Raw genomic sequence first — 13,455 nt, 5'->3', positions numbered from 1 at the left:
CGGGATCCCGGCGCGATTGGCAAGCTCTGCCAGCGCCAGTGCGGAGTAGGGAGTCTGGCTGGCCGGTTTAAGCACCATTGTGCAACCAGCCGCCAGCGCCGGACCAGCTTTGCGGGTAATCATCGCCGCGGGGAAGTTCCACGGCGTAATCGCGGCGGTAACGCCGATCGGCTGTTTGATGACGATTAGGCGTTTGTCGGCCTGGTGGCCGGGGATCGTATCGCCATAGATACGTTTGCCCTCTTCGGCAAACCACTCAATAAAGGAAGCGGCATAGGTGATTTCACCTTTGGCTTCTGCCAGCGGTTTACCCTGTTCCAGGGTCATCAGACGGGCGAGATCGTCCTGATGCTCAATCATCAGGTTGAACCAGCGGCGCAGGATGTTGGCCCGCTCTTTGGCGGTCAGCGCACGCCAGGCGGGCAGAGCGCGGTTAGCGGCGTTAATTGCTTCGCGGGTTTCATCCGCCCCCATTTTCGGTACGCTACCTAATTGCTGACCGTTGGCGGGGTTGGTCACCGCGATGGTCTCGCCGCTGTTGGCGTCACGCCAGTTGCCGTCGATCAGTGCCTGCTGGCGAAATAAGGTTGGATCGTTAAGTTGCATAATTGCGTCCTGTCTTAATCGTTTTAACGGGTGAATGCGGCGTGTAATGTTTCCACGCTACGTGCCGCACGCAGCGTGCGTCCGGGATTACTCTGGTTCTCCAGCAGCGCATGAACTTTGCTGACAATATGCGCGCCGATAGGGATCGCCGACGTTGCTGCCGGAGAAGGCGCGTTACAGGTGTGAATTGAGCGTGGCGTGGTGACAAACAGGAAATCGTCGATTAGTTTGCCGTCCGGTGATACAGCCTGTGCCCGCACGCCTGCAGGCCAGGGCTGCAGATCTTTGAGCGTCAGACTCGGGCAGTACTTTTGTACCAGCCGCAGATAACCGCTTTTGCACAGCGAATTCTTCATTTCGCCAAGTCCTGAGCGCAGGTTGTTTTGCAGCACGCGACGAATGCCGGAAGAGCTGAGGATCTCCAGCGTATCGCTGAGCGAGAAGTCGCGTTTACGGTAGCCTTCACGTTTAAATGCCAGTACCGCGTTGGGGCCCACGGTGACGCTGCCGTCAATCATCCGGGTCAGATGAACGCCGAGAAACGGCATCGCCGGGTCGGGGATGGGGTAGATCAGATGGTTGACTATCTGGTTATGTTCTGACGCCAGACGGAAATATTCGCCACGGAACGGACAGATGATAAAGCCGGGTTCAACGCCGAGCATTTTCACTAGTCGGTCCGCCATCAGGCCAGAGCAGCTAATCAGCGTCGCTCCCTCAAATTCCTGACCCTGACGGGTATGTACGACAACGCCCGCAGCGTGCTCTTTTAGCGCGCTGACCTCAGCGTTGTAGATAATCTCACCGCCTTTGGCCTGAAATATCTTCGCCATCGCGGCGGTCACTTCGCGGTAGCTGACGATCCCGCTCGACGGAACAAAAATACCGCCCAGCCCGGTGATGTTGGGTTCACGCTCGCGAAGCTCCTGCGCATTCAGCCATTCGCGCTCAAGGCCGTTAGCGGCGGTGCGATCCCACAGCGCGCGCATGCGCTCCATTTCCAGTTCGGAGGTGGCAACCAGCATTTTTCCGCAGACGTCGTAGCGGATGCCGTTTTGGTCGCAAAAGGCTTTTGTGGCGCGATTTCCGGCCAGGCAAAACTGCGCCTTCAGGCTGCCGGGGGTGTAATAGACCCCGGCATGAATTACGCCGCTGTTGTGGCCCGTCTGATGACAGGCCGGGCCGGACTCTTTTTCCAGCAGCGCGATTCTGGCGTCCGGATAGACATCAATCAGCTGCATGGCGGTCGACATGCCGATAATGCCGCCGCCAATAATCACAAAATCATACATCCGCTTTATTCCTTCGCGCTTACTGATGGGTCTGGTAGTGGTTTGTCGCGTAAGCGAAATAACCACGCTGGCGCATCAGTTCGCGGCGCAGGTCAGGATGCGAGGTGAAGCGATCGCGACCGTGCAACCAGAACAGGTTGTTGATTAGCAGGAATTTACCGACTGAAACCGGAACGGAAATAATGGCCTTGCTGGTTTCCAACGCATCGGACAAATCGCTCAGCCAGACGCCTTCTTCATAATCTTTTGGCTGGACGAACTGGTCGATGTAGCGCATCACCGGGCGGCCCTGCTGGTCAACGTCAAACACCGGATGGAACACTTCCTGGCTGACGTTTTTGCTTGGCGGTGCGGCAAAGCGCATGGCGCGACGCGCCAGCGGGTGGGTAAAGTACTGATCCAGATGTTCCCAGTCGTCGAGGTGCAGCAGCAGCGAGTTACCGCCGGTCATGTTCTGCTCGTCAATCTTCATCATCAGCACATAGTCGGTGATTTCTTCGAGGTAGGTTCCGTCGTTATGCAGTTCCATTACACGGTGCGGCTGGCGCAGATAGCTGTCTGAGTTATCAACGTTTTTCACCACAAAACGGGCATAGTATTGACCGCTCATCGCATCAAAATTGGAGCGCCCGATAAGATGCGCTACCGCCGTCGCCAGCTTGACCATCTCTTCAGCCTGTGCCACATCATCCACGCCAACGGCGTTGATCAGCAGTGCGCCTTCGGCACGATCGAGCAACGTTTTCAGCAGCAAAGGCTGCAACTGATTGCCGCACAGGTCGTCGAGGATCTTGCCCACTTTGAAGCGCAGGAAGGATTTGTATTCCAGTGCCTGCACCGGCCACTGCGCTACGGCTTTCAGAAATTGCTCAGTGGTTTCAGCGGAAAAAGTCAGCTCCAGCAGGCGTGGGGACTGGGCTGATGGTTTCAACGTGAAACCGCTGTAGTGCTGGGCTGGATCATCAGCGTTCGGTTTTACGGCAGTCAGTGCGTTCATCAAATCGTTCCTCTCAGTAGATTGTCAGGGAGATATGGCGCAGCTCGTTTCGTAGCCATAAATTAAAAATATCTACATTTTTGAAAAACGCGCACAGAATTGGCTTGTTTGTTTATTATTTGTGATCAAAAACAACAATTATTTAACATTATAAAAAGTAAGTATTTAGAGGCTGGATGGATACTGAGTGGCTATTTCAGGGGCGAACCCCCCTGATTTTAAAGAAGAATATAAGGTGTATTAATGTTCAAGTGCGATGGCGCAGACGTGTTCAACATGAGTCAGATCGTGGTATAAGTCGGGCAAGGTCATCTTTTTACGTATTACGATTTTGAGATTAACCTCAATTTTGCCCTTCTTGATATCCCTGATCGTGATGTTTTCAATAATGTTTTTCTGTTGATGAATGCGGGTTATCAGATTTTCGAGAGCGTCGCGTTGATCAAGAATAACCCGCACTTTTACTTTTCCGGGAAACTGGTTTCTGGTCTGTAAGAAAATAATGAATGGGCTTAGTTTGATGGCGAGTAAAAATAAAGCCGTGGCAAAAAAAGCATGAAAATAAAAACCGGCTCCACAGGTGATTCCCACCCCTGCAGATGCCCAGACAATTGCTGCAGTAGTAAGACCAGAGATAGCATCGTCATGTCGGTGCAGAATGACTCCCGCACCGAGAAAACCAACGCCGCTGATAATCTGGGCCGCCAGGCGCATAGGATCGCTACGGATATTCATCGAAATTTCAGCATAGTATTCAGCAGATTGTATTGATACGACAGTTAACACGCAGCTGGCTACGGATAAAATAACGCAGGTTTTGAAGCCGACCGGTTTCCCTTTCGATTCCCTTTCCAGGCCAATAATGCCACCCAGAATAAATGCAATGCTGATTTTGATGATCGTAGTTAAAGGCAACAATCCTTGCTCATTGATGATGGCGGCCAGATTATTCATGCAATTACCTTAATGAGAGAGTCTTTAACGATCAGGAGTTTGCTTTTTTCAATGTGAGGTCCGTTTTGCGTTTGGAAATATCGTCCCGGAAGAAAATCAGGAAGAATACGCTGACCACTGCGGCAACGCCTGCTGAAACTAGCCAGAATGTTTCCCATTGTGGTAACGACTCTGGACCTTGTTCCGTCACGGTGTTATTAAAGATTTGCCCGCATACGGTAGAAGCAAATAGCAGACCAACGCCGTTGGAGACGATAAATCGCAAGCTTTGGGCTTGTGCTTTGATCTCTGGCGCGGCTTTACGGTCAACATAAATGTCGCCCACGGTAAAGAAAAAGTCCCAGCAGAATCCTTGTAACATCAGGCCGATCAGCACAAACATCATGTTGGCATCCAGCGAAGCATTAGCAAATAATAGTGTGCGGATAATCCAGCAAACGGCGCCTAACATTAGAGTTATTTTGAAGCCAGCTTTCAGTAAGAAGAATGACAGCAGGAACATGAAAATGACTTCACAGGCGATGCCAACCTGCATCATTGAAGCGGCGTTATCGAATCCAAGCGCTTTTAAAAAGACCGGGATATAGGCGGAATAAGCCGTTTTGGGGATCATCAGGACAAAAATACTGAGCATCAAAACTGAGAAACTACGGTCTTTGAAGAGCGCCAGAGCGTCCAGACATAACAGATCGCGAAGCGTAAACACGCTTCCTTTTGCTTTCGGTGGGGTGTTTGGCAACGTAAAACAGTACAGGCCGAGAACGACACCTGAGGCCGACGCAATATACCAGGTGATGGTATTTCCAGAATAACCCATTTCACCAATGATAAAGCCGATGACCATAAAGCCAAATGTGCCGAATACACGAATAAATGGGAAGTATTTTACCCCGTTAATGTGGCTGAAACTGATACTGTTAGCCAGCGCAGTTGTAGGATAAAACAGCAGACCAACCAGGAAAATCATGGTCAACGTCATACCTGTGTTGTGTGCCTCAATAAATTGTGGAACAAACAACAGTACACCAGCATTAATTAAATGCAGGATCGCCATGACTTTTTGTGACGAAAAGAAGCGGTCGGCGACCATGCCAATAAATAGCGGGGAAAGAATAGTCGCCAGGCCAAGCAAGGCATAGGATGAGCCAATAATTGTTGCCATACCATAGGTGCTCAATACCAGCCCCATGGTCATATTCCAGGCACCCTGCATGAAATATTGTATGAACATCATAATCAACAGGCGTGGTGTTTTATTAAGGTCCATATTGCATATCCTTATTGATTGATGCTCAGGTTAAGCCCGTCCCAGGCGACAAGAATGTTTTCTTTGTCGCATGCCGCAATGAGATCGTCGTGCAGCAGACCTCCGCTGTGTGAAATATGCGAGACGATAAGTTGGCTATTTTTCTCAAGGCAACCCAGTTCCGCAAGCCTGTCTCTGGCGGCGAAGACTGTTTCCAGACTCATGTGGTTATTAGTACGATTATCACCATTAAAACCGTAGGTGCATTCCAGGACAGCCAGATCGATTTTTTTCCCTTTCAACCACTGCCATGTGAGCTCAGGAAACCAGCCTGAATCATGTCCGTAGAAAATGGACTGACCTTCCTTTTCGATAAACCAGGTATAACAAAGCTCCCACTTGGCATGGTTAGCCAGTAGTGGAGTGATGCGGTATCCGCGAGTTTCAACGGTCACGAAGGGAACCAGACAATGAAAAGCAAATCTTTCAGCGCTGTAGCCCGGTAACACTTGGGCGGCACCGTTAATTGCACGGTCATTACCAAAAATGTGCAACGGATGAGTAATCTCAAATCCGTACCCTTCCATCCGGCTAAAAAGATCGCCGACGTTGAAATGATCGGGGTGAGTATGTGTGAACAATAGCGATCTGATCTCTGTTGCATCCAGGCCATCTCGCAGCAGTTGCTGGCTGAATTCAGGCGCGACGTCAATGAGCAGTTCATCGTCGATAATGGCTGAAGAGTGTGTGCGTAAGTCTTTGCCTTTACGAATGCGGGCTTGCTGGCAGTGCTCACAACGGCAAAAAGGATTGGGGATCCCTTCAGATGCAGCGGTTCCCAGAAAATGAATCTTCATGTTTCCCTCTTAATGACAAATGTGATTGTTGTTTTTTTAAGCGTTAATGTAATGAAACGTAATTGGAACGTGTCAATTATGATTCCAGCGTTTTATATGAACAATGATCTTTTGCTTTAGAAGTGATCCTCTTCAAATATTATAAAATTTATATATGTATTTCATTGTGTTAAGAATTTAAGGTCATGAGTTTTGTCTATGGATAGCGTCAGGCTTTTATTTTGATATGCTTATAAAATGCACATTTTTGTTTTGTAACGTTCAAATTATTGTGCTGAAGATAGTTTCCTGATGAGTGCCGTGCTAGCATCAAAGCATCAGGGGAAGGATGTAAAAATGCCAACTATCAAAGACATAGCAAGAATTGCCGGTGTGTCGCATGGGACTGTTTCGAATGTGCTCAATGGCAGAGGGAATGTAAGCGTCGAGAAAATTGAAGCGGTTCAACGTGCAGCCCGAGAAGTTGGCTATCAGTTGAATGCGCAGGCGCAATCGTTGAGAGCCAGCAAAAGTCAGGGAGTGGCATTGATTCTGCCCGACATCAATGCCGAGCAGTATTTTCAACTCTATCGGGGATTGCATCAGGTCTGGCAGCCTTCATTAAGCGAACCGATTGACCTTTACCTGACCAATGATCTGCCCAATCTTGAGCTGGAGATCCTGCAAACGCTGGCGGCAAAGTCTTACCAGGCCATTGTCTCAGTCAGTTGCCTGAATGACAGTCAGCCCTATTACGACTTGCTCAGACTCTCTCCGGAGAATGTTCTGTTTGCCTATCGCCAGCCTGTCGGCGCAGTTTGTTATTTTAGCCTTGATTATGTGACTGCAGGCGAAGAAATAGCGAGAAGGGCGCTGGCACAGCAGCCGGGCCATATTGGCGTTTTCTGTGAACGTCTGGAATTTTCCCACAGCGCGCGCTTCACTCAAGCGATACAGGAAACCTGCCGGGAATTAAGTCCGCTTACAAAGCTGACGATTTTACCTGCACATGCCAGTGAAGCTAACACCGTCGCTTTTGACTTTTTTCGTGGGGCAATTCCCGATCTGTTTATTGTCCAGGACTCTGAGAGAACGCGAGCACTAACGCAAGCAGCCTGGTTTGGTAGCTCCCAGTCCTGCCCGCCGATATTGCAACTGAGTGATAATCTTCCTGCATCTTTCGACGGGATCACAAGCTACCAGATGGATTATGGTCGTTTGGGGACGACTATTGCCTCCAGTATTCGCCAGCCCAAAAGTAAAGAAAAGCATCGTATTCTGACGAATTGCGGTTTTTCCTGGAATGGTCAGTACGTGCCGCCGCCTGAGAAAGAGGCGACGCTGAATATGTTAATTTTACCGAGTCCTTCGACTGATGCGTTGAAGAAACTATTACCCCACTTTTATCGCCAGACCGGTATTAAGGTAAATCTTGCGGTTTATCCCTATGATGAAGTTTTTGAAATTCTCTCCCATCTTCATCTACATCCTTATTACGATTTACTGCGAATCGATATGGCGTGTTTTCCCTGGTTTGCAGAGAAAGCACTATTACCGCTGGAGTCCGTCTCTTCTGAGCTTCCGTTACTGCTGGAACACTTCTCTGAGCAAATTCAACAGCACTTCAGCATAGTAAATGGGACGGCATGGGCAATACCTTTTGATGCCAGTATGCAGCTTCTGTTTTATCGACGAGATCTGTTTGAAGATGCGACGATTAAACGGATGTTTTATGAAGCAACGGGAAAAGAGTTAACGCTTCCAGAGAGCTTTGCGCAATTTGATGAGATAGCGGCTTTCTTTAGTCAATTACATCAGCCAGAAAATAAACAGCGCCCGATGGGAACGGCGGTGACGCTAGGAAGCTCAGGGCTTATCGCTACTGAGTATCTGCTGCGTTACTACGCGCTCGGTGGGCGTTTGGTGCGTGAAGGCGAGCCGGTACAACTCGAGCCTTCACTTGCCACTGCTGCACTCGAACAATATCTACAACAACTTTCTATCGCCGTGAACCTGCCCGGAGAGTGGTGGAGTGACGCGGTAAAACAGTTTGAGCGTGGAAATCTTGCCATGCTGATCATGTATCTCAATTTGTTTAACGATGTGGCGCACACCGCCATAGCTCCCACAATTGGCTATGCGCCCGTTCCGGGGCAACTACCACAATTGGGTGGCGGCTCCATCGGAATGTCCCGCTACAGTAAAAAGAAAAAACAGGTTGAGCAGTTCTTTCATTGGCTCTATTCCGATGAAATTGCCCGGCATCTGGTTCTGCTGGGAGGGAATAGCGCCTGGTCTGGAATATGTCACGACCAAAACGTTCTCAATCTCTACCCGTGGTTTAATTTATTGAATGAAAAAGGTATGACGGGAATAAGGGAGTCTGAGGGAAGTAAAGGTGAACCTTTCAACCTGCGCCAGGCAGAGATTATTATCGGGCAAGGTGTGACGAATGCGATTAACGGCATTATGGATGTCATCCAGGCCGTGGAATATATCAATGCGCGAATAAGAAACGAAACGGGTGCCTGAAAATAGGCAGCGCCTCTTACTGATGACGTAAGAGGCGAGGTAATGCTTTGATCAGTAACCGACTTTATAAATGCGCCCGGTTTGGATGCCTTCCACGCTGCGGCGATAGGCATTGGCAACGGTAGCGGCGGGGACGCTTTCAAAGCCTGGGAAGAAACCATCGTATGCTTCGGCGGATTCACTGAGTACGGTTGGGCTTATCAGGTTAATGCGCTGGCCACGACCTAGCTCACAGGCAGCAGCGCGCACAAATCCTTCCAGCCCGGCATTGATCGTTGCCGCATTCGCCCCTTGTGCGATGGGTTCATGGGCGATAATGCCGCTAATCAGCGTAATCGAGCCGCCATCATTGAGGAAATGTTGCCCGGTTAATGCCAGACGTATCTGGCCTAACAGCTTATCCTGTAATCCCTGATTAAAGTCCTCGTCGGTCATTGTCGACAGCGGGCCAAAGAACAGGTTGCCGGTGGCGGAAACGATCGCATCTACCCGACCGACTTTTTCAAACAATGCCCCGACACTCTCCTGCGAGGTGATATCGACCTGGTAATCTCCCCGCGTGCGACCTACGCGGATCACCTCATGTTTACGGCTTAACGTTTCTGTGACTGCGCGCCCCACTGTACCGCTGGCACCAATAATGACGATTTTCATAACCACCTCCAGAATAGTGTGAGCCACTATTCTTTAATGAAAATGAAATCGGATAAACTGGCTATAAGTTAGATGATTACTAACCAGGAGTTTGTAATATGGATAAGCTGCGCGGCATGGAAACGTTTATCGCCGTGGTGGAGAGCGGAAGCTTTACCTCCGCGGCAACAAGACTCGAGATGTCTGCGGTGATGGTGGGAAAATATATCACCCAACTGGAAGCACAGCTCGGCACGCGTCTGCTGGAGCGCAATACTCGCCGCCAGAGCCTGACCGATGCCGGGCGTGTCTATTTTGAAGAAGCCCGCCGCGTGCTGGAGCAGGTGTCGATAGCCGAGCGTTCGGTAGAGCGTCTGCGGCTGGCCCCTGCGGGGACGCTGCGCATTAGCGCGCCTACTTCTTTTGGCGCTTGCGTTATCTCGCCGCTGGCCGCTGCGTTTTTACAGGCCTGGCCAGAGGTGCGCATTGAGCTGGATCTGACCAACCGGATGGTTGATCTGGTGAATGAAGGCGTCGACCTGGCGATCCGTATTGGCGATATCCATCAGACTGATGTGGTGGCGAAATACCTGTGCCCTTACCGTATGGCGATCTGTGCATCAAAGGATTATCTTGCCCGTCATGGCACGCCCCTTACGCCTGCGGATCTGGTGGATCATCTGTGCCTGTCCCATACCGTGTGGACGGCTCGCAACGAATGGATACTGCCTGGCGTGACGGGCGAAGTCAGATGGAAGCGCGATGCGATCCTGCGCTGTAACGATGGTCATGGCCTGCGTATGGCGGCGGTAGCGGGGGCCGGACTGTTATTGCAACCGGAGGTGCTGCTGGCGCAAGAGCTGGCTACCGGGAAACTGATTCGGATACTGGAAAAGTTTACGCCGCAGCCGCGGCCGATTCATCTACTGTGGCGACAAGATTTGCGTCCGCTGCCCAAGCTGACGCGGTTTGTTGAGCACGTACTCAGTGCCGTTCAGGAATTAAGATGAAAATGCCGGATAAGGCGCGTCAGCGCCGCTACCCGGCATATTATTAGCTGATATCCACCTGCGGTTTGCTATTACGTTTACGAATCAGGCGTAGCACCGGCGGGACAACGATAACCAGTACCGCCATCACCAGCAGCACTTTCGCCACGCCGCTGGCCCACAGAATATCCATATTACCGTTACTGATAGACAGCGCCCGACGCAGGTTCTGCTCCAGCATTTCCCCGAGAACGAAGCCTAAAATCAACGGCGACATCGGGAAGTGCATTTTGCGCAATATGTAGCCCAGCACGCCGAGGGCAACCATCAGCACCAGATCGAAAGTGGTGCTGTGGACGGCATACACGCCCACCGCGGAGACTGCCGCGATAGCCGGTACCAAAAACCACAAGGGGATGGTCAGCATACGGGTAAACAGGCCGATCAACGGGATGTTCATCACCAGCAGCATCACGTTAGCAATCAGCAGCGCCGCAATCAGCCCCCAGACGATGTCCGGCTGTTCGGTGAACATGGCCGGACCCGGTGTGATATTGTACAGCGTCAGCGCGCCCATCATCACCGCCGTGGTGCCGGAACCCGGTACGCCGAGCGTCAGCATCGGGATAAAGGAGCCACAGGCCGAGGCGTTGTTGGCGGCTTCGGGGGCCGCCACGCCGCGTATATCCCCTTTGCCGAAGCTGTCGCTATTGCCGCTGAGCTTTTTCTCGGTCATATAGGTGATAGCGCTGGCAATGGTTGCGCCCGCGCCAGGCAGGACGCCGACGAAAAAGCCAATCACCGATGAACGCAGGGTTGCGCCAACGCACTGCGCACCTTCTTTGGCGTTAAATAACATGCGGCCCGTTTTACGCACCAGCGTCTGGCCACTGCTGGTATGTTCCAGCATTAACAGTATTTCAGAGACTGAGAACAGCCCAATCACTACCACGATAAACTGCACACCGTCGGAGAGATGAACGCTGTCAAAGGTAAAGCGATAAACCCCGGTATTGGCGTCTACGCCGACGGTCGCAAGGCCGAGACCGATAAGCGCTGCCAGAAATGATTTCAGCGGGTTTTGCGCCATCATGCTGCCGAGGCAGGCAATGGCGAAAACCATTAAGGCAAAGTATTCCGCCGGACCGAAGGCCAGTGACCATTGGGCTAACGCCGGGGCAAACAGAATGATGCCGCCGATAGCGATAAGCGAACCAATGAAAGAGCTGACCGCCGAGATAGAGAGCGCAACGCCACCACGGCCTTGCTGCGCCATCGGGTAGCCATCCAGCGCGGTCATAATCGCCGCCGCATCGCCGGGAACATTCAGCAAGATGGAGGAGATACGTCCGCCGTATTCACAACCTATGTAGACCGTAGCCAGCAGGATCAGCGCAGATTCTGCAGGCAGATGCAAAGCGAAGGCCAGAGGCAGGAGGATCGCCACGCCGTTAATGGGTCCAAGACCAGGCAACAGCCCGACAATGGTACCGACAAAACAGCCAATCAGGGCGATGACCAGGTTTTCCGGCGTCATGGCCACCGCGAAACCCTGAGAAAGATAAATCCAGGTATCCATCGTTTCTCCGTTAACCCAGCCAGGCGCCGAGTGGTAAGGTGACGTCAAGCAGTCGGTCAAAGGCATACCACAGCAGAATGCCGAGTACCGCGCCGGAAATCCCGGCAGCCGGAATGGTTGCGCCGAACAGCATGCCAATCACCACGGTGAGAATGGCGGTGGAGATAGGAAAACCGAGCCATTCGAAACCCCAGGCGTACATCAACAGAACAATCACCATCGTCAGCAGCTTTTGCAGCACGTGACGGCGGGGCCAACTGATGGTGTCGGGATGGCGCAACAGCAGCGCCACGGCGCATACCAGCATCAGGCTGATAATGCCAAGCGGAAAGGGACGCGGCCCAACCGGCTCATAGCTGTATTCGCTGGTGATTTGCCAGGCTACGAACAGCCCGGCTATACAGAGCAACAGCCAGATACCTGCAAAAATACGATCGCTCATCATCTTTGCCTCTGCGCTTATTTCGCCAGACCGAAGGCTTTCGCCTGCTCACGGTAATCCGTGACCTGCTTTTTCACGTATTCGTCGAGCTGCTTACCGCTCATGTTGAATTCAAACAGGCCGCGCAGATCGCGCTGCTTTTTAAACTCATCGGTCTGCTGGAGTTTGTTAAAGGCATCAACCCACCACTGATACTCGGCGTCGCTGACTTTTGGTCCAACGTAGAAGCCACGAATGATGGGCCACACGAGGTCATAACCCTGCTCTTTGGCGGTTGGCACGTTAGCTAACTGGCCTGGCAGACGTTCATCAGAGAACACGGCGAGCACGCGGATTTTGTCGCCGCTAAGATAAGGCACCATCTCGCTGAGATCGCCGGAAACCACCTGTACGTGATTCCCCATCAGCGCGGTGACCGGTTCGCCGCCGCCCTCAAAGGCCACATAGCGCATCTTGTGTGGATCGACGTTGGCTTTTTGCGCCAGCAGCGCCGACTTCATCCAGTCCTGACTACCGATAGAGGCGCCTGCGCCAATGACCACGCTGTTAGGATCTTTCTCCATTGCCGTCAGCAGATCTTTCAGCGTTTTCCATGGTGAGTCCTGGCGTACGGCAATCATGCCGTAGTCAGTGCCGACACTTGCCAGCCAGCGGACATCATCAACGCCGTAGCGACCAAACTTCCCTTGTGACAGGTTCAGCAGCGAGCCGCCGGAGAATGCCACTACGGTACCCGCTTCCGCTGGACGTTGCGCGACGATCGCGTTATAGGCCACGGCGCCAACGCCACCGGGCATGTAGGTAACGCGCATCGGTTTTTCGATAGCGCCGGTTTCCATCATGCTCACTTGAATCAACTTACAGGTGAGATCGAAACCACCGCCAGGTTTAGCAGGGGCGATACATTCTGTGCGCGATGGCGCTTGTTCCGCCAGAACAGAGGTACTCATCAGTAAAATGCTTGCAGTAAGGGTACGAAGTAACTGTTTTTTCATTGTTTATCCTCACGCCGGAAAACCGGATTTTCGGGTACGGAAGAAGATTTTTGTGATTATGTGAGCCGATGTGTAGCAGTTCGGTTGCATGATTGTTAAAACATTAACCTTTCAATTCCCTTTCAATGCGGCAGAAACTTTACAGGATGTGATATGCGTCTCTTATTAGCGGAAGATAACCGTGAGTTAGCTCACTGGCTGGAGAAAGCGCTGGTGCAAAACGGTTTTGCCGTCGACTGCGTTTTTGATGGGCTGGCGGCCGACCATCTTTTACAGAGCGAAACGTACGCGCTGGCGGTGCTGGACATCAATATGCCGGGACTGGATGGTCTTGACGTCGTTCAGCGCCTGCGC

General features: G+C 51.8%; 13 protein-coding genes. 3 read left to right on the top strand and 10 right to left on the bottom strand.

Features of this window, described 5'->3' with window-relative positions:
* The 6 genes from FDW87_RS23110 to FDW87_RS19460 form a co-directional block, all read right to left on the bottom strand.
* On the bottom strand, positions 1-606 hold a 606-nt coding region (locus tag FDW87_RS23110), incomplete at its 3' end, for an aldehyde dehydrogenase family protein (protein WP_252363262.1).
* Positions 607-629: 23 nt separating this feature from the next.
* Positions 630-1,898, bottom strand: a complete 1,269-nt coding sequence (gene lhgO, locus FDW87_RS19480) for an L-2-hydroxyglutarate oxidase (protein WP_016157289.1) — start codon at positions 1,896-1,898, stop codon at positions 630-632.
* Positions 1,899-1,917: 19 nt separating this feature from the next.
* On the bottom strand, positions 1,918-2,895 hold the full coding sequence (gene glaH / locus FDW87_RS19475) for a glutarate dioxygenase GlaH (protein WP_016154132.1): 978 nt from the start codon (positions 2,893-2,895) through the stop codon (positions 1,918-1,920).
* Positions 2,896-3,135: 240 nt separating this feature from the next.
* Entirely contained in the window at positions 3,136-3,849 is a 714-nt protein-coding gene (locus FDW87_RS19470; RefSeq protein ID WP_016157288.1) for an MgtC/SapB family protein, read from the bottom strand.
* Between the two features lie 31 nt (positions 3,850-3,880).
* The gene (locus FDW87_RS19465; protein WP_016157287.1) at positions 3,881-5,116 is read right to left on the bottom strand and encodes an MFS transporter; all 1,236 of its coding nucleotides are present in this window, start codon (positions 5,114-5,116) and stop codon (positions 3,881-3,883) included.
* Between the two features lie 11 nt (positions 5,117-5,127).
* Complete coding sequence (locus tag FDW87_RS19460) at positions 5,128-5,952, bottom strand: MBL fold metallo-hydrolase (protein WP_016157286.1); 825 nt, start codon at positions 5,950-5,952, stop codon at positions 5,128-5,130.
* Between the two features lie 336 nt (positions 5,953-6,288).
* On the opposite strand from FDW87_RS19460, the gene FDW87_RS19455 reads away from it, so the two are divergent.
* Positions 6,289-8,463, top strand: coding sequence for an extracellular solute-binding protein (locus tag FDW87_RS19455; RefSeq protein ID WP_016157285.1), 2,175 nt, complete (start codon positions 6,289-6,291; stop codon positions 8,461-8,463).
* Between the two features lie 51 nt (positions 8,464-8,514).
* Here the strand turns inward: FDW87_RS19455 and FDW87_RS19450 are convergent, their stop codons facing one another.
* Positions 8,515-9,117: a short chain dehydrogenase gene (locus FDW87_RS19450; protein ID WP_016157284.1), complete on the bottom strand. Its 603-nt coding sequence runs from the start codon at positions 9,115-9,117 to the stop codon at positions 8,515-8,517.
* Between the two features lie 98 nt (positions 9,118-9,215).
* Here FDW87_RS19450 and FDW87_RS19445 point away from each other — a divergent pair, with 98 nt between their 5' ends.
* Entirely contained in the window at positions 9,216-10,106 is an 891-nt protein-coding gene (locus tag FDW87_RS19445; protein WP_016157283.1) for a LysR family transcriptional regulator, read from the top strand.
* A 43-nt stretch (positions 10,107-10,149) separates the two neighbouring features.
* Here the strand turns inward: FDW87_RS19445 and FDW87_RS19440 are convergent, their stop codons facing one another.
* From FDW87_RS19440 to FDW87_RS19430, 3 genes are read right to left on the bottom strand one after another with little or no spacing between them, the layout of a single operon-like run.
* Positions 10,150-11,664: a tripartite tricarboxylate transporter permease gene (locus FDW87_RS19440; RefSeq protein ID WP_016154129.1), complete on the bottom strand. Its 1,515-nt coding sequence runs from the start codon at positions 11,662-11,664 to the stop codon at positions 10,150-10,152.
* A gap of 10 nt (positions 11,665-11,674) precedes the next feature.
* A complete protein-coding gene (locus FDW87_RS19435; RefSeq protein ID WP_016154128.1) occupies positions 11,675-12,109 on the bottom strand; it encodes a tripartite tricarboxylate transporter TctB family protein in 435 nt (144 codons plus the stop codon).
* 14 nt (positions 12,110-12,123) lie between these two features.
* Complete coding sequence (locus tag FDW87_RS19430; protein ID WP_080859118.1) at positions 12,124-13,101, bottom strand: tripartite tricarboxylate transporter substrate binding protein; 978 nt, start codon at positions 13,099-13,101, stop codon at positions 12,124-12,126.
* A 153-nt stretch (positions 13,102-13,254) separates the two neighbouring features.
* Here FDW87_RS19430 and FDW87_RS23105 point away from each other — a divergent pair.
* Positions 13,255-13,455: response regulator (locus FDW87_RS23105; RefSeq protein ID WP_252363261.1), on the top strand; the 201-nt coding region annotated here is incomplete at its 3' end.

Source organism: Citrobacter sp. wls826 (assembly GCF_005281245.1).
In the GTDB taxonomy this organism is placed as follows: Bacteria; Pseudomonadota; Gammaproteobacteria; order Enterobacterales; family Enterobacteriaceae; genus Citrobacter; species Citrobacter braakii.
The sequence above is the reverse complement of the archived record's forward strand: the minus strand, read 5'-3'. Positions and strand labels throughout refer to the sequence as shown.

Coding starts and splice junctions, on each gene's coding strand:
- lhgO (WP_016157289.1), bottom strand. CDS start 1,898: ATGTATGATTTTGTGATTATTGGCGGCGGCATTATCGGCATGTCGACC.
- glaH (WP_016154132.1), bottom strand. CDS start 2,895: ATGAACGCACTGACTGCCGTAAAACCGAACGCTGATGATCCAGCCCAG.
- FDW87_RS19470 (WP_016157288.1), bottom strand. CDS start 3,849: ATGAATAATCTGGCCGCCATCATCAATGAGCAAGGATTGTTGCCTTTA.
- FDW87_RS19465 (WP_016157287.1), bottom strand. CDS start 5,116: ATGGACCTTAATAAAACACCACGCCTGTTGATTATGATGTTCATACAA.
- FDW87_RS19460 (WP_016157286.1), bottom strand. CDS start 5,952: ATGAAGATTCATTTTCTGGGAACCGCTGCATCTGAAGGGATCCCCAAT.
- FDW87_RS19455 (WP_016157285.1), top strand. CDS start 6,289: ATGCCAACTATCAAAGACATAGCAAGAATTGCCGGTGTGTCGCATGGG.
- FDW87_RS19450 (WP_016157284.1), bottom strand. CDS start 9,117: ATGAAAATCGTCATTATTGGTGCCAGCGGTACAGTGGGGCGCGCAGTC.
- FDW87_RS19445 (WP_016157283.1), top strand. CDS start 9,216: ATGGATAAGCTGCGCGGCATGGAAACGTTTATCGCCGTGGTGGAGAGC.
- FDW87_RS19440 (WP_016154129.1), bottom strand. CDS start 11,664: ATGGATACCTGGATTTATCTTTCTCAGGGTTTCGCGGTGGCCATGACG.
- FDW87_RS19435 (WP_016154128.1), bottom strand. CDS start 12,109: ATGATGAGCGATCGTATTTTTGCAGGTATCTGGCTGTTGCTCTGTATA.
- FDW87_RS19430 (WP_080859118.1), bottom strand. CDS start 13,101: ATGAAAAAACAGTTACTTCGTACCCTTACTGCAAGCATTTTACTGATG.